The organism is Streptomyces coelicoflavus, from assembly GCF_045041415.1.
Lineage (GTDB): Bacteria > Actinomycetota > Actinomycetes > Streptomycetales > Streptomycetaceae > Streptomyces > Streptomyces coelicoflavus.
Genome location: NZ_CP108218.1, coordinates 328,123 through 343,662 on the forward strand (window position 1 = coordinate 328,123; position 15,540 = coordinate 343,662).

Genomic DNA, 15,540 nt, shown 5'->3' on the forward strand with positions numbered 1-15,540 from the left:
GAGGGACGGGGGCAGAGACGAAGTGGGAAGCGGAAGGGAACGGGACGGGCATGAGCGTTGAGGACGATCCGTCGACGGGTGGCGCGCTGCGGGTGCGGCGCCGGCCGCCTCGGACCGGGGCCGCGGTGCTGGTGCTGCACGGCGGCCGGGCTCAGAGCCGCAGCGCCGCACGGCCCTGGCAGCTCGCGGCGCTGCGGATGCACCCGTTCCTGCGGGCGCTGGAGGCGGCCACCGTCCGCGACGACGTGTTCCTCGGCCAGGTGCGCTACCGCAGCCGCGGCTGGAACGGCGCCGCCGCGGAGCCGCTGCGGGACACCCGGCGTGCCCTCGCGGAGTTGCGCGGCCTCGTCGGTGACGTACCGGTGGTGCTGCTCGGCCACTCCATGGGCGGCCGGGCGGCCCTGCGCGCGGCGGACGCCGACGGGGTGCGCGGGGTGGTGGCCCTGGCTCCCTGGTGCCCGCCGGGCGAGCCCGTGGCCCAGCTGAGGGGGCGGGACGTGCTCGTCCTGCACGGCGACCGCGACCGCGTCACGGACCCCGCCGAGTCCGCCGCGTACGTCTCCCGGGCCCGCGCCGCCGGGGCCCGGGCGGGCATGCTGCTCGTGGCCGACGGCGACCACGCCATGCTCCGCCACCTCGCCGGCTGGCACCGCACCGCGACCGCGGCCGTCGCCCACCTGCTCGCGCCGGAAGCGGCACCCGGCGAGCTGTTCGTCCGGGCCCTCGCGGCGGCCGAGCCACCGGTTCTCCACCCGGCACGGCATGATCCGCCGGACCGGCCCCAGTCGCCGGGGCCGGTGCGGAAGCCCGGCTGTTAGGCTCGTGGAGACGTTGATCGTGCAGCGAGGAGTCGCGGACATGGTGGGTGAAGACGACATCTCCGGGTGAGACCCGGTTCCGGTAGGCCGCAGCGGGCGTTTTGGAGCGCCGTCGCAGTGGCCCCGTCGTCGTCCCCTTTTCCCTGTCCTCCTTCCCGGGCAGAGGTCTGTTCCCTGCCCCTCATCTCCACGAGGTCGTCTTCATGTCCGACGCCGTCCTTCGCTGCTCCGGCCTGTCCTTCTCCTGGCCCGACGACACCCCCGTCTTCGAGAACCTGTCGTTCACCGTGGGCGCGGGCCGTACGGGTCTGGTGGCTCCCAACGGGGCGGGCAAGTCCACCCTGCTCAAACTGATCGCCGGCGAGCTGCGGCCCACCGCGGGCTCCGTGGCGGTCTCCGGTGTCCTCGGCCACCTTCCCCAGACCCTCCCCCTCACGGGCGGGCCGACCGTGGCCGAGGTCCTCGGCGTCGATGCCGTGATCCGGGCCATCGACGCCGTCGAGTCCGGGGACGTGGCCGAGGAGCACTTCACGGCCATCGGCGACGACTGGGACGTCGAGGAGCGCTCCCGCGCCCAGCTCGACCGCCTGGGCCTGGGCGACCTGGCCCTGGACCGGCGGCTCAACACGCTCAGCGGCGGTCAGGTCGTCTCCCTGGGACTCGCCGCCCAACTGCTGAAGCGGCCCGACGTGCTCCTGCTCGACGAGCCCACCAACAACCTCGACATGGCCGCCCGGAGCAGACTCCACGACGTCCTCACGGACTACAGCGGCTGCCTGCTCCTGGTCAGCCACGACCGGGAGCTGCTCGACCGCATGGAGCGCATCGCCGAACTCGACCGCGGTGAACTGCGCTTTTACGGCGGCAACTTCAGCGCGTACGAAGAGGCCGTCCGCGCCGGACAGGAGGTCGCGGAGAAGAACGTCCGCAACGCCGAACAGGAGTTGAAGCGGGAGAAGCGGGAACTTCAGCAGGCCCGTGAGCGGGCCGACCGCCGCGCGAGCAACGCCGCCCGCAATCTCAAGAGCGCCGGGCTCCCCCGCATCTTCGCGGGCAACATGAAGCGCGGGGCGCAGGAGTCCGCGGGCCGGGCGGGCCAGACCCACGCCAACCGGGTGGGTGAGGCGAAGGCGCGGCTGGACGAGGCGGAGCGGTCGCTGCGGGAGGAACAGCGCATCACGCTGGACCTGCCGGAGACCCGTGTCCCCGCGGGCCGCACCCTCTTCCTGGGTCAGGGGCTCCGGATCCGGCTCGGCGAGCGCGAGGTGTTCGCCCCACAGGGCGTCGACCTGACGGTCCGGGGGCCCGAGCGGATCGCCCTGACCGGGGCCAACGGCGCGGGCAAGAGCACGCTGCTGCGGCTGCTCAACGGCGACCTGGAGCCGGAGGGCGGCGACGTCAGGCGCGCCGACGGGCGGGTCGCGTACCTCTCCCAGCGGCTCGACCTGCTGGACGAGGAGCGCACCGTCGCCGAGACCTTCGCCGCCTACGCCCCCGAGCGGCCGGAGGCCGAGCGGATGAACCTCCTCGCGCGCTTCCTCTTCCGCGGCGCCCGCGCCCATCTGCCGGTCGGCCTGCTCTCCGGCGGCGAGCGGCTGCGGGCCACGCTGGCCTGCGTGCTGTGCGCGGAACCGGCGCCGCACCTGCTGCTCCTGGACGAGCCGACGAACAACCTCGACCTGGTCGGTGTGGGCCAGTTGGAGAGCGCCCTGAACTCCTACCGGGGTGCGTTCGTGGTCGTCAGCCACGACCGGCGGTTCCTGCGCGAGATCGGTGTCGGCCGATGGCTGGGGCTGGCCGGCGGCGAGCTGACGGAGGCGGGGGCGCCCGGGGAGTAGGTCGCCGGCGGGGGCGGACCTGCCGGGTGGCACGGTGTCCGTTTGCGGTCGGAGGGTGCCGGGCGGCAGGCTGCCGGTGTGGCCACTTTGCTGATCGTGCATCACACGCCGTCGCCGAACTGCCAGGCGATGCTGGAGTCCGTCGTGTCCGGGGCGACCGCGCCCGAGATCGAAGGGGTGCGGGTGGTCCGGCGGGCGGCCCTGGCTGCCACGGCCGTCGACGTGCTGGAGGCGGACGGCCTTCTGCTCGGCACCCCGGCCAACCTGGGCTACATGTCGGGTGCGCTCAAGCACTTCTTCGACCAGGTCTACTACCCCTGCCTGGACGAGACGCGTGGCCGCCCCTTCGGCTACTACGTGCACGGCGGCAGCGACACCACGGGGGCGGTGCGCGCCATCGAGTCGGTCACGACCGGCCTCGGCTGGCAGCGTGCGGCGCCCGCGGTGAACGTGGCCGGTGAGCCGGGCAAGGCCGAGCTGCAAGCCTGCTGGGAGCTGGGTGCCACGCTCGCCGCCGGTCTGATGGACGACTGATCCTCCGGGCGCTGCCGCCGCCCCGGGTGACCGCTCGCACCGAGCCCTAGCCGGGCAGGGTGCCCAGGAAGCGTACGTGCGGGCGGCCGCCCGGGCCGGTGCCGGTGATCTCGGCGTCGACCCGGTAGACCTTCGCGACCAGGTCCGTGGTCAGCACCTCCGCCGGTTCTCCGCAGGCCACGACGCGTCCCTCGGAGAGGACGACGAGGTGGTCGCAGTACATCGCGGCGAGGTTGAGGTCGTGCAGGGCGATCACGCCGGTGACGGGCAGGGCTGCGACGAGGGCCAGCACGTCCAGCTGGTGCTGGATGTCGAGGTGGTTGGTCGGCTCGTCGAGTAGGAGTTCGCGCGGCTGCTGGGCGAGGGCGCGGGCGATCTGGACGCGCTGGCGTTCGCCGCCGGAGAGGGTGTGCCAGAGGCGGTCGGCCCGGTCGGTGAGACCGGTGCGGTCGAGGGCGTCCAGGACCGCCTCCTCGTCGGCGGCCGACGCCGGTGCCCAGGCCCGGCGGTGCGGGATGCGGCCGAGCCGGACGACGTCCAGGACCGTCAGTTCCACCTGGGTGTCCGTCTGCTGTTCGACCACCGCGACACGCCGGGCGACGTCCCGGCGGGCCACCCGGTCCAGGGGGCGTCCGTCCAGGGTGACCAGGCCGGCGGTCGGGGCGAGTACCCCGGCGAGCAGCCGCAACAGGGTGGACTTGCCGGAGCCGTTGGGGCCGAGCAGCCCCGTCGTGGCGCCGGTGCGCGGGCTCAGGTCGACGCCGTCCAGGACGAGCCGGCCACCGGCGGTGCGGGAGACCCGCTCGGCGTTCAGGGTCACCGTGTCCTCCGGCCCCGGTACAGGACGAGCACGAAGGCCGGCACGCCGATCAGCGACGTCACCACGCCCACCGGGACCTCCTGGGGGGCGAGGACGGTACGGGCCAGGGTGTCGACCCACACCAGGAACACGGCGCCGGCGAGTGCGCAGACCGGCAGCAGCCTGGCGTGACCGGGCCCGGTGAGCGCCCGTACCGCGTGCGGCAGCACCAGGCCGACGAAGCCGATGGCGCCGGCCGAGGCGACCAGGGCGGCGGTGAGCAGGGCGGTGGCGCACAGCAGCACCAGCCGGGTGCGGGCCACCCGGACGCCGAGCGCGGCCGCCGCGTCCCGGCCGAAGGCGAAGGCGTCCAGCGTCCTGGCGTGGCCGAGGCACACGGCCAGGACGAGGGCCAGGACCGCGGCGGTGGTCCACACGTCGCTCCAGCCGGCGCCGCCGAGCGAGCCGAGCAGCCAGAACAGCACGCCGCGGGTGGTCTCGGCGTCGGCGGCGGTCATGATCACGAAGGAGGTGAGCGCGGAGAAGAGCTGCATCGCCGCCACGCCCGCGAGCACCACGCGGTCCGTGGTGCCGCCGAGGCTGTGGCTGAGCAGCAGCACCAGCGCGAAGGAGCAGACCGCACCGATGAAGGCCCCGCCCGGCACGGACAGGGCACCGCCGCCCACGCCGAGCACGACGACCAGGACGGCGCCCGTCGAGGCGCCGGAGGAGACCCCCAGGACGAAGGGGTCGGCGAGCGGGTTGCGCAGCAGGGACTGGAGCACGGCCCCGCACACGGCGAGTCCGGCACCGCACACCGCGGCGAGGAGGGTGCGGGGCAGCCGCAGGTCCCAGACGATGCCGTCGCGGATCGGCGACACCTCCCCGGCGGTGGTGCCGGCGCCGAGGTGGGCGGCGATCACGGACCACACGTCGGCGACCTCGATGTCCGCCGGGCCGATGGTGACGGCCACGGCCACGGATGCGGCGAGGGCCACGATCCCGGCCGCCGCCCACGCGAGGGGCGCGCGGCGGGAGGCGCGGACGCCGGGGACGGAGGCGGGGGCCGCCTCGCTCGCGGACGTCACTCGGCGAGCCCGAACTCGCGCAGCGCCGCCGCCACCTGTTCGACGCCCTCGACGGTCCGGATGGTGGGGTTCATGGCCTGCCCGCTGAGCAGCACGTAGCGCTTCTCGCGGACGGCGGTCATGTTCCTGGTCACGGGGTCGGACTCCAGGAACTCGATCTTCTTCGCCGCGGTCTCGGCCGTCTGTGACTTGCGGGTGAGGTCGCCGAGGACCAGGACGTCGGGGTCCCGGTCGGCGACGGTCTCCCAGCCCACCTGCGGCCACTCCTCGTGGGTGTCGTCCATGGCGTTCTCGGCGCCGACCGCGCGGGTGATGACGCCGGGTGCGCCGCAGCAGCCCGCCAGGTAGGGCGAGGTGGAGTTGGCGAACCAGTACATGAGGGAGACACCGGAGGCGTCGACGCCCGACGTGGCCCTGTCGATCCGGGACTTGAGGTCGGCGACGAGTTCGTCGCCGCGCCGCTCCACACCGAAGAGGCGGGCCAGGTCGCGGACTTCGCCGTAGACGGTGTCCATGGTCAGGGCCTGGTCCCGGACGCCGTCGCCGTCGCCGCTGTTGTCCTTGCCCACGCAGTCGGACGGGGACAGGTAGGCCGGCACGCCGAGTTCCGTGAACCGTTCCCGGGTGGCCACCCCGCCGGTGCCGAGGGTGGAGGCGAAGGAGGCGGCGACGAAGTCGGGTTCCGCGTCCAGGACCGTCTCGAAGGACGGCATGTCGTCGGCGAGCCGGGGGACACCGGCGTTCGTCTTCTCCAGTCCCTTCATGACCGGGTCGGTCCAGGTGGCGGTGCCCGCCATGCGGTCGGCGAGGCCGAGCGACAGCAGGATCTCCGTGGTGCCCTGGTTGAGGGAGACCGCCCGTCGCGGCGGGGCGGTGACCCGGACGTCCTGCCCGCAGTCCCGGACGGTGCGCGGGTAGCCGGCCGCGTCGGTCGCCCCGGACGCGACACCCGCGTCGTCGGTGGCCGCACCGGAACCGCAGCCGGAGGCCAGCAGGGCGCCGGACAGCAGCAGTACGGGACCGCGGAGGGCGCGGCGGGAAAGCCGGGAATGCCGAGGAAGCCAGGGAAGGAGAAGTCGCCGGGGGCCGGCGGGGCGTGCTGCGGGCAAGGAGGATCCTCTGGCGTCGAGGGCTCATGCGCGAAGCCCGTCCGTACGATGCGGCCCGCGCCGCACGCGGCACGGGTGCCAGCAGGTCTTCGGACTCGGGTTCGGCCGGACGGAACGCCTTCCCGGACGGCCTGCGCCGCCCAGTGGCCCGTGTTCCGCCCGTCCCCCTCACCGCTGCGCGTCAGTTCCGGATTCGCACCGGATTCCCTGACCCACCAGGTGGGTTCGACTGGCTTCCGCAAGCTACCACAGGGCCACCGCCCCGCCGGGAAGCGGGCCACTGCCCGACCCGCTCCCGGGGCCCGCGCGTCAGCTCTTGGGCATGAGGACCGTGTCGATGATGTACACGTTGGCGTTGGCGGTCTTCACGTTGCCGCAGACGACCTTGGCGGAGTCGTTGACCTTGTAGGACTCGTCCGAGCCCGAGGTGGTCAGCTTGGACTTCTGAAGCGTCTCGAAGGAGCCGTTCTCCAGGTCCTTGGGCGCGAGCTTCTGGCCGACGACGTGGTAGGTCAGGATGTTGGTGAGCATCTCCTTGTCGTTCAGGACCTTGTCCAGGTCGGCCTTCGGAATCTTGGCGAAGGCGTCGTTGGTGGGCGCGAACACGGTGATGTTCTCGGCGTTGTTGAGCGTGTCGACCAGACCGGCCTTCTTCACCGCGGTCACCAGCGTGGACAGGGCCGGGTTGTTCGAGGCGGCCGTGGCGACCGGGTCCTTGGCCATGCCGTCGAACGAACCGGCGCCCTCCTTCGGCACCGTGGAGCAGGCCGGACCGAAGGGCTCGTCGGAGTCCTCCATGCCGCCGGAGGTGTCGGCCGACTGGTCGTCGGTCGCCGCGGGGGCCGAGGAGGCGGCCTGCGCGGAGTCCGAGGAGCCGCTGTCGCCGTCGTCGGAGCAGGCGGCCAGGGACAGGGGCAGGAGGGCGGCCGCGACGACGGCGACGGCAGAGCGACGAATACGGGCGTTCATGGATAATCTCCCTGAAAACGGGCAGCGCGAAGGCTGCGTTGGTGCGGAGGCGTGGTACGGAACTGAAGTGGTGTGCGGCGGACCGCCGAGTTGGCGGTGCCGTTACGCGGCGGCCGGCCGACCCGGATCCGGGGTCAGCCGCCGGTTCGCTGTCGGCACGGTCTCGGTTCTTCCCTCACACGGGGAATCCGGAGCAGGCCCCGGCCCGGATTGGTTCCTCACCCGATCGAGTGAGGAAGTTTCGGCAGCACCTCTGCGACCTGCACGTTCCTGAAATCCCGATCCCGCCCGTCAGGGAGTGAGGGCCGCTCAGAACGGCGTCGCGGCCCGCAGGATGAGGAACATCGTGACGGCGGCGTTCGCGGACGACATCGCCGAGACGGCGGTTCCGGCGGCCGCGGCCCATGCCGCCAGCCCCACCGACGTGAACGCCGGGGGCCAGGTGCGGACGGCGGGGGCGGGGCCCAGCAGGGCGGCCACCCGGCGGGGCACCGGGCCGGGCGCCGCCAGGCCGGCGAGGGTGGCGACGGGGGTGCCGCGGGAGACGAGGGCCGCCTTGCCGATCGCGGTCGCCACCGCGCGCCGGTCACCGACCGCCCGTGCGGCCGCCTCGTCCGCCCACCGCTCCGCCGTGTAGGACACGGCCGTCCGCAGGGGGCGCAGGAACGGGTTGGCCAGCGCGGCGAGCCGGACGGCGAGCAGGAAGCGGTGGTGCCCGGCGGCGAGATGGGCCCGCTCGTGGGCGAACAGCGCGCGCCGTTCGCCGGGTTCGAGGCAGTCGAGCAGGGCCGTGCTCACCACCACGCGGTCCCGGCGCCCGCCGGGCAGCGCGTACGCGTAGGGCACGTCGTCCGGCAGTACGGCCACCCCGGTGCCCGGCAGCCCGGCCAGGGCACGGTGGGCACGGCGGCACACCCTGCCGTGTCGCCACAGGGCCCGCGCCGAGGCCGCGACCACCGCGCAGAGCGCGGGAATCGCCGCCTTGCCGACGACCTCGTCGTAGGGCACCGCCGCCCGCACCTCGGGGTCCGACCAGCCGTCGGGCAGCGGGTTGCCCGGCAGTTGCGCGGTGCCGACCACCATCACCAGGGCCAGGCAGAGCGTGCTGCACAGGGCCATCACGGCGGCGACAGCGGTGAGCAGCCTGGTCGCGGTCCGCGGGTGCAGGTGCTGCTCGGCCAGCCTGGCGATCGGCCACGCCGTCAGCGGCAGGACCAGGGGCAGGAAGACGAAGACGCCCATGCGGTGTCAGCCGTCCTCCGCCGCGCGCGCGTGTCCGAGCAGCGCGCGCAGCAGTCGCTCGTCGTCCGGGTCGAGGCCCGTGACGAAGCTGGCCAGCACCGCTTCCCGGTCGCTCTCGGCGTCCAGGACCTTGCGCATCTTCCGCGCGGCCAGGCCGGCCTGGTCCGAGGCGGGCGTCCAGGCGAAGGACCGGCCCGCGCGCTCACGGCTGACGGCGCCCTTCTCGAGCAGCCGGGTCAGGATCGTGATCACCGTGGTGTAGGCGAGGTCGCCGCCGAGGCGCTCCTGCACCCAGCCGGCCGTCGCGGGCCCGTCCGCCCCGCGCAGCGCGGACAGCACCAGTGCCTCCAGCTCACCCTGGCCCCGTCGCCGCGGACGCCGGTCATCCGTCACCGCCCGCCTCCTTCCGCCGCCGATCGTCTTCCGGGGCGACATCGTATAGAAGGCTTTCTTCTACAGTGTTGTAGATTGAAACCGGGAACACGGAGTACGACGAACTCGACGAACTCGACGAAGGAGAACGCAGTGGGAGTTTCCCTGGCCAAGGGCGGCAACGTCTCGCTCAGCAAGGAGGCGCCCGGCCTGACCGCCGTGCTGGTCGGTCTGGGCTGGGACGTGCGCACCACGACGGGCACCGACTACGACCTCGACGCCTCCGCGCTGCTCCTCGACGCGGCGGGCAAGGTGCTCTCGGACGGGCACTTCGTCTTCTACAACAATCTCACCAGCCCCGACGGCTCGGTCGAGCACACCGGTGACAACCTCACCGGTGAGGGCGAGGGCGACGACGAGGCGGTCAAGGTGAACCTCGCCACGGTCCCGGCCGAGGTGGACCGAATCGTCTTCCCGGTCTCCATCCACGACGCGGAGAACCGCGGCCAGAGCTTCGGCCAGGTCCGCAACGCCTTCATCCGGGTCGTCAACCAGGCGAACAACCAGGAGCTCGCCCGCTACGACCTGTCCGAGGACGCCTCGACCGAGACCGCGATGGTCTTCGGCGAGCTGTACCGGCACGGCGCCGAGTGGAAGTTCCGGGCGGTCGGGCAGGGGTACGCCTCGGGTCTCGCGGGCATCGCCGCGGACTTCGGCGTCAACGTCTGACCCGGACTCCGGGGGGTCAGTGGTCCGTGCCGCAGCAGCCGGTGCCGCCGTCGGCGGCCGGGGCGGCGCGGGCGGTGCCGAGGCGGCAGAAGCAGGACGCCTCGACCGGCACGTCCGCCAGCGCGGTGGCCAGCTTCAGCTGCTGCGCCACGATCCGCGCCTCCCCCGCCCTGCCGAGCCGTACGAGGCACTCGTGGAGTCCGTGCAGGGCCCAGACGTTGTTCGGGTGCTGAAGCGGGCGGGGCAGGGTGTCGTCCAGGCCCAGGTCGGCCCGGTAGACCGCCTCGGCCTCGGCGATCCGGCCCCGCTCCAGGAGCAGGGCGCCGTAGGCGTGCCGCGTGGGCTGCATCCAGCCCCAGGGTTCGTCGTAGGGCAGGTTGTCGTCCAGCTCGATCGAGCGCTCCAGGGCGGCGAAGGCGGCGGCGTGGTCGCCCCGGCGGTATTCCAGTTCACCGTCGAGCATGGCCGAGGCGATGGCGAGGAGGTCCGCGCAGGTGTTGTTGAACAGCGTGCGTGACTCCGGCACCCGGGCGACCGCCGCGCGGAACAGCGCGCGTTCGGCCTCCGCCTCGGCCACCCGCCCGGTGGCCGAGAGGGCGACGCCGCGGGCGTAGTGCAGCATGGCGGTCGTCACGCAGTACAGGCGCGGGTCGTCCGGCAGCGGCAGGGCGAGGATGTCCGCCCAGCGGCCGAAACGGATGAGGACGTGCACCCGCATGGCCGGGAACGCCTCGAGCCAGTCGGCCATGGGCGGGCTCTCCACCCGCAGCAGTTCCTCGGGCACGGACGCCTCGAGGCGGGCCGCGGTGTCGAGGGCGACCTCGTACTGGCCCAGGAACATCGCGCCGTAGATCCTGAAGTGGTAGTTGTGCGAGCGGTAGAGGGTGTAGAAGTTCATCGCCCCCGACCGTGCGCGGTACTTCTCGTCGGCGGTGATCGCGGCCTCGTTGTCCGACACCACGCGGCGGTAGTCGCCGCACAGCACTTCGAGGTGCGAAGGCATGTGCTGGAGGTGGCCCGCGTCGGGGACCAGGCCGCGCAGCCGGCCGGCGACGGTGAGGGCCGCCTCCGGGGTGGGGGACATCTCCATCAGGTGGATGTAGAGGTGCAGGAGGCCGGGGTGGTCGCGGCCGCCGTCGGCGGCGAGGGCCCGGTCGAGCACCGTCTTCGCCGCGAGAGTGCGCGCTCCCTCGGCGGGCCGTCCGGTGCGCAGGTCCCACAGCCGCCAGGGCGTCAGGTTCATCAGGGCGTCCGCGTAGAGGGCGGCCACGTCCAGGTCGTCGGGGGCCAGTTCGTACACGGCGCGCATGCCGTCGGCGTACGGCTCGTTCCAGACCGAGCAGTCCTCGACGGCGCTCGCCCGGGGGTAACGGGCCCGCAGGGCCCCGACGAGGGCGCGTTCGACGGGGTCGGCCCGGCCGGCCAGGTCGTGTGCGCGTTCGACGGCGGCGTGGGTGCGGTCGACCGTCCGGGTCAGTTCCTCGGCGTCGAAGGCCTCCCACGGCTTGTTGTAGTTGGGGCCGAGTGCGTGGGCGATGCCCCAGTGGGCCATGGCGCAGTCCGGGTCGGCCGCGACGGCGGCCTCGAAGCACGCGACGGCCTCCTCGTGATGGAAGGCGTACGTCCACACGAGCCCGCGGTCGAACCACCGCTGGGCCTCGGGCGACGAGGTCGTCACCGGGCGGCCGTGGCCACCCAGGTCGTAGTAGTCCATGAGGGGACGTATACCGCACCCGGGTACGGTCGCGGGGCGCTTCGGCCCGCGACCGTACCGCGCCGTGCCCCGACCGGTGTCCCCGCCGGACGCGGCGCGCCCGGCGGGGGTGGGGGGACGGGAGTGGCGCGGGTCAGCCGAAGTCGACGTCGCTGCACAGGAAGTACGTCTGGTCCATGTGCGACGCCTGCCAGATCGTGTAGACGACGTGCCGGCCGCTCAGCCCCGAGGTGCTCACCGGGATCTCGTAGTTCTGGCTGGGCGCGTAACTGCCCGTCCGCGCCACCTGCTGGAGACTGTCCCAGGTCAGGGCCTGGGTGGCCGGGTCGAAGCCCTGCTTGGTGACATAGACCTGGAAGTAGTCGGCGCCGTGGCTGGCCTGGTCGTACAGCTTGACGGTGAAGTCGTCGGTGACGTCGGTGGTCTGCCAGGGGCCCACGGCGTCGAGGGAGTTGTAGCGTCCGCTCTCGGTGCGGCCGCCGCTGCAGAGCTGCCCGTCGGGCACGACGGCCTCGAAGTCACCGGCCGAGCCGTTGCGGTAGAGGCCGTTCCAGTTCCACATGGCGTTGGGGTTGTCCTGCCACGCCTGCCAGCACATGGGGTCCTCGTCCGCCATGGCGGGGTTCTGGAAGTCGTCGCCCCAGCGGTCCCAGCATCCGTAGTTGCGGGAGGCGGGGTCGACGACCGAGCCGTGGGCGACGGCGGTGCCGCTCCAGGGGATCAGGGTGAGCAGGGCCGCGGTCAGGGTGCTGAGGGCGAGGGTCGTCGCCCGGCGGGTCCTTCCGGCCGGCACATTTTTGGAGTGCTCATGACAATCCATGGAGTCCTTCTTTCCGGTGGGGGGACGGTGCGGGGCAGGGCTCCGACCGAGCGAGTGGGAGCGCTCCCAAAGGTCGGTCGGAGACCAGGCTGCGCCCGGGTGGAGAGATTGGCAACACCCTGAATGAGACAGTTCCCGCCGCGCGGTGGCGTGTGCGGCGTCCTCGGCGTGCTCGACGTGTTCCGGCCCGACGGGTGGGCGGGGAAAGAGGCCCCGCCCACCCGTCGTCATGCCGCTGCCACTGCTGTCACAGGGCACGCCGCCTGGAACGGACCAGCAGCACACATCCGCCGGCGAAGAGCACGCCGCCGACCGCCGCGGGCCACAGGCCGAGCCCGGAGCCCGTCTCGGCGAGCCCGCCCTGCGCCTGCGGTTCGGGCGCCGAACCGGCGGCGGCGCCGTCGCGACCGTTCCCGGCGTCCCCGGCGTCGCCGTTCTTCTCGGGTGCGGCCTCGGCGCTGGTCGCGTCGTCCGGGGCCTCGGCCGCTGTCGTCGCGGCCCTGGGCTCGGCGCTCGCGGAGGCCTCGGTGCCCTCGGACTCGGCGGCCGGGGGTGCGCTCTCGTCGGCGCCGGGCCGGCCGTCGTTCTGGCCGTCGTTCTGACCGGGGTTCTTCCCGTTGTCCTCTCCACCCCGCTGACCGTCCTGGCCGTCCTGGCCGGTGTCCGCGGGTGCCGAGGCCGTGGCGGTCTGCTCGGCCGGGGGCTCGGCGGTCTGCCCGTCGTCGTTGCCGCCCGGCTGTTCCCCGCCCTCGTCCGGCTCTGCGCCCGGGGGCGTGTCCGGACCGCACTCCCGGCCGGAGTTGATGCACTCCACCATCTCGCGCATCAGGTCCTCGTCGAAGACGTTGATGAAGTCGCTGTGGTCGGTGACCGGCTTGTGCAGCTGCTCGGGGAAGGAGTCAACGGCGAACAGCGGGACGGTCTTGCCCCCGTCCTCCAGGCTGGGCGCGGCCACGTCGTAGACGACCCGTTGCACCAGCCGCGGAACGGCCCGGAACCCTTCGGGGCAGCCGCCGTCGGCGGCGGCGAAGGCCATGTGGGTGCGGTGGTTGGCGCTGTCGATGTTGCGGCCGTCCCAGCAGCTCTGGAAGGTGAAGGTGCGCACCACGTCGCTGCCCGAGGGGCAGAGCGGGTACTTGTCCTTCAGCTGCCGGTCCTCGAAGCCGGTGCAGCTCCAGGAGGCGTTCGCGTTGGTGTCGCCGTTGACGAACGCCTTGGCGTCGCCGGTGATGATGCGCAGCAGCCGCGGCATCCCGGTGACCTTGCCGCGCTCGTTGCCCTCGAACGTCAGGGTCACCTCGGCCGGCGTGACGATCTCGCCGGCGTTGCCCTCGACGCCGCCGCCCGGTGACTGGGCGTCCTGTTCGGCGGTGCCGTTCTGGAGCCGCAGCACGGGCCAGTAGTACGAGGACTTGTCGCCCTGGTCGGCGCAGCTCGTGTCGCCGGCGGCCAGGTCCTCGTCGCTGGCGAAGGCGTCGTTGGCCTGGTTGCCGACGTAGTCGTGGAAGTGGTGGGCGCCGTTGCCGACGCCGGGGGCGGCGATCAGGTTGTCCGAGTTGAACAGGCCCTCGGCGTTGACGCCGCAGCTGGTGGCGAAGGAACCGGTCGATGCCTTCTTCTGCCGGGGCGCCCGCACGACGTTGGGCCGGACGGACTCGATGTCCACGTAGTCCGCCGCCACGGGGCCGTTGCCCGCCTGCCCGCCGTTGCCGGACTGCTGCTGCCCGTCGCCGGGCGCCTCGCCCTTGCCGTCCTCCTGCTCCTGGCCCTGGTCCTGGCCCGGTTCCTGTTCCTTCCCCTCCCCCTGCTGGTCCGGGCCGCCGCTCCCCGCGTCCGTCGACGCGATCTCGGTGCGGCGCAGGGTGCACTCGGCCAGGGTGTCCAGGCCCTCGGGGCGGTCGCCGGCCTTGTCGATGGCGGCGGCGATGCGTTCGAGCGTCGCCGCGCGCTCCTTCTTCAGCGGGTCCAGGATCGCGGCCTCGTCGAGGGTGCCGTCGTCCGCGGTGCGGGCGGCCTCCTGGAGCCCGGCGTACGCGGCGGCGATCTCCCCGTCGAGGTGGGCGAGTTCCTTGTCGACCTCCGGCCTGGCCTGCTCCGGGACGGCCGTGAGCCGCTCGGCCGGGTCGGGGCAGTCGACGGTGGCCGCGACACCGGAACTGCCCAGGGGAACGGCGGCGTTGCCGGACTCGGTCGCGGAGGCGAAGACGTTGACGGCCACCAGACCGCTGCCTCCCAGTATCAGCGCCACCGCTCCGAAGGTCGCGCGCCGCGCCCCGGTCGGGCGTCTGCGCCTGTTGTGTCCCAAGGCGTGCTCCTGTGTCGTGACGGACTCGGACATGAAATGCCCCCGGCTCCATACGGAACCGGGGGCCGGAGTGTTCAACCACCGCGGGGATTCTCAGGTTTCCCTCACCTCACGGGCGCAGCACCAGCCGGATCGGGTCGCCCTGCTTCTTCTCGAGCCGGGCGACCGCTTCGGCGGCCTCGGCGAGCGGCAGCACCCCGCTGACGGACCCGGAGAAGTCGAGGCGGCCGCCCTGGATCAGCCGCAGGAGCTGGGGCAGCGCCACCGGCATGTCGGAGCCGTAGTGGCCGAGGACCCGCTGCTGGAGGTAGCTGAAGCGGGTGCCGTCCGTGACGGTGAGCGGCTTGTCGGTCAGGCCCACCAGGACCAGCCGTCCCTTGGGCGCGAGGACGGAGACCGCCTGCTCGCGCACGGGCGGCACGCCCGCGAAGTCGAAGGCGGCGGCCAGCCCCGCGCCACCGGTGGCCGCGCGGACCGTCTGCCGCAGCTCGGGGTCGGCGGAGTCCAGGGCGAGGTCGGCTCCGGCGGCCAGGGCGCGTTCGCGGGCGACCGGGTTCGGGTCGACGGCCACGACGGGGCAGGCGCCGATCGCCCGGAGCAGCTGCACGGCGTGGACGCCGAGGCCGCCGACGCCCCACACGCCGACCGCCTCGGCGGGCCGGACCGCGCCGGTCTCGGTGATCGCGCCCCACGGGGTGGACACGGCGTCCGGGATGATCGCGCCCTGCTCGAAGGGGATGGTGTCGGGCAGCGGGGTCATGGCGTCGGCGGCGGACAGGGCGTACTCGGCCCAGCCGCCGTCGTAGTCGACACCGCGGGTGTAGGTGACGCCGTCCCGCGCCTCGCCGGCGTGCAGCACGACCCGTTGCCCGGGCGACCAGGCGGTGACGCCCGCGCCGGTCTCGGCGACGGTGCCGGAGACCTCGTGGCCGAGGGTGACCGTGTCGCCCCGGAGGAGCAGCGGGGTGAGGGTGCCGTCGATGAGGTGCACGTCGGAGAGGCAGACGCCGGCCGCCTCGACCTTGACCAGCACCTCCCCCGGGCCGGGCTGCGGGCGGGGCACCTCCTCGAGCCGCAAAGTGCGGCTCGGGACGTGCAGGCGGGCGGCGAGCATCTGCGCCATGACGGGACCTCCTCGGTGCGGTGGCGACCCGGACGGCCTCCAGCGGGTCCATCGCAGGTCGACTTGCGTTAACCGTACAC

The 15,540-nt window shown here is 73.3% G+C and carries 14 protein-coding genes and 1 riboswitch; of the genes, 4 read left to right on the top strand and 10 right to left on the bottom strand.

The genetic code is table 11. The features are described from left to right. The first annotated feature begins 50 nt into the window (after window positions 1-50). The 3 genes from OHA99_RS01475 to OHA99_RS01485 all read left to right on the top strand — a co-directional run bounded on the left by OHA99_RS01475 (window position 51) and on the right by OHA99_RS01485 (window position 3,190). Window positions 51-818 carry an alpha/beta fold hydrolase gene (locus OHA99_RS01475; protein ID WP_366471598.1) on the top strand — a complete coding sequence of 256 codons (768 nt, stop codon included), beginning with the start codon at window positions 51-53 and terminating at the stop codon, window positions 816-818. A gap of 203 nt (window positions 819-1,021) precedes the next feature. Further along, on the top strand, window positions 1,022-2,656 hold the full coding sequence (gene abc-f, locus OHA99_RS01480; RefSeq protein ID WP_405693577.1) for a ribosomal protection-like ABC-F family protein: 1,635 nt from the start codon (window positions 1,022-1,024) through the stop codon (window positions 2,654-2,656). Between the two features lie 78 nt (window positions 2,657-2,734). Next, window positions 2,735-3,190 (top strand): flavodoxin family protein, encoded by a 456-nt coding sequence (locus OHA99_RS01485; RefSeq protein ID WP_164380973.1) that lies wholly within the window; start codon window positions 2,735-2,737, stop codon window positions 3,188-3,190. Window positions 3,191-3,236: 46 nt separating this feature from the next. Here the strand turns inward: OHA99_RS01485 and OHA99_RS01490 are convergent, their stop codons facing one another. The 6 genes from OHA99_RS01490 to OHA99_RS01515 form a co-directional block, all read right to left on the bottom strand. Continuing rightward, on the bottom strand, window positions 3,237-4,010 hold the full coding sequence (locus tag OHA99_RS01490) for an ABC transporter ATP-binding protein (protein ID WP_153176345.1): 774 nt from the start codon (window positions 4,008-4,010) through the stop codon (window positions 3,237-3,239). After that, window positions 4,007-5,077 (bottom strand): FecCD family ABC transporter permease, encoded by a 1,071-nt coding sequence (locus tag OHA99_RS01495; protein WP_405693580.1) that lies wholly within the window; start codon window positions 5,075-5,077, stop codon window positions 4,007-4,009. Before OHA99_RS01495 ends, OHA99_RS01490 begins: the two co-directional genes overlap by 4 nt. Continuing rightward, on the bottom strand, window positions 5,074-6,186 hold the full coding sequence (locus OHA99_RS01500; protein WP_405693581.1) for an ABC transporter substrate-binding protein: 1,113 nt from the start codon (window positions 6,184-6,186) through the stop codon (window positions 5,074-5,076). The genes OHA99_RS01495 and OHA99_RS01500 overlap by 4 nt, the downstream gene beginning before the upstream one ends. A 62-nt stretch (window positions 6,187-6,248) precedes the next feature. Continuing rightward, window positions 6,249-6,435, bottom strand: a riboswitch (cobalamin riboswitch). A 60-nt stretch (window positions 6,436-6,495) separates the two neighbouring features. Further along, window positions 6,496-7,155 (bottom strand): fasciclin domain-containing protein, encoded by a 660-nt coding sequence (locus OHA99_RS01505; RefSeq protein WP_153176348.1) that lies wholly within the window; start codon window positions 7,153-7,155, stop codon window positions 6,496-6,498. 309 nt (window positions 7,156-7,464) lie between these two features. Then, the gene (locus tag OHA99_RS01510; RefSeq protein ID WP_405693582.1) at window positions 7,465-8,397 is read right to left on the bottom strand and encodes a M56 family metallopeptidase; all 933 of its coding nucleotides are present in this window, start codon (window positions 8,395-8,397) and stop codon (window positions 7,465-7,467) included. A gap of 6 nt (window positions 8,398-8,403) precedes the next feature. After that, the gene (locus OHA99_RS01515; RefSeq protein WP_051005786.1) at window positions 8,404-8,832 is read right to left on the bottom strand and encodes a BlaI/MecI/CopY family transcriptional regulator; all 429 of its coding nucleotides are present in this window, start codon (window positions 8,830-8,832) and stop codon (window positions 8,404-8,406) included. 90 nt (window positions 8,833-8,922) lie between these two features. Here OHA99_RS01515 and OHA99_RS01520 point away from each other — a divergent pair, with 90 nt between their 5' ends. After that, window positions 8,923-9,498 carry a TerD family protein gene (locus OHA99_RS01520; protein WP_087788390.1) on the top strand — a complete coding sequence of 192 codons (576 nt, stop codon included), beginning with the start codon at window positions 8,923-8,925 and terminating at the stop codon, window positions 9,496-9,498. A 16-nt stretch (window positions 9,499-9,514) separates the two neighbouring features. Here OHA99_RS01520 and OHA99_RS01525 read toward each other — a convergent pair whose 3' ends face one another. The 4 genes from OHA99_RS01525 to OHA99_RS01540 form a co-directional block, all read right to left on the bottom strand. Next, window positions 9,515-11,212: a hypothetical protein gene (locus tag OHA99_RS01525; protein ID WP_405693584.1), complete on the bottom strand. Its 1,698-nt coding sequence runs from the start codon at window positions 11,210-11,212 to the stop codon at window positions 9,515-9,517. 133 nt (window positions 11,213-11,345) lie between these two features. Further along, window positions 11,346-12,032, bottom strand: coding sequence for a lytic polysaccharide monooxygenase (locus OHA99_RS01530; RefSeq protein WP_165683685.1), 687 nt, complete (start codon window positions 12,030-12,032; stop codon window positions 11,346-11,348). 247 nt (window positions 12,033-12,279) lie between these two features. Beyond that, window positions 12,280-14,250, bottom strand: a complete 1,971-nt coding sequence (locus tag OHA99_RS01535) for a DUF1996 domain-containing protein (RefSeq protein WP_405698875.1) — start codon at window positions 14,248-14,250, stop codon at window positions 12,280-12,282. A 196-nt stretch (window positions 14,251-14,446) separates the two neighbouring features. Continuing rightward, complete coding sequence (locus OHA99_RS01540; protein WP_108988490.1) at window positions 14,447-15,460, bottom strand: zinc-binding dehydrogenase; 1,014 nt, start codon at window positions 15,458-15,460, stop codon at window positions 14,447-14,449. Window positions 15,461-15,540 lie beyond the last annotated feature (80 nt).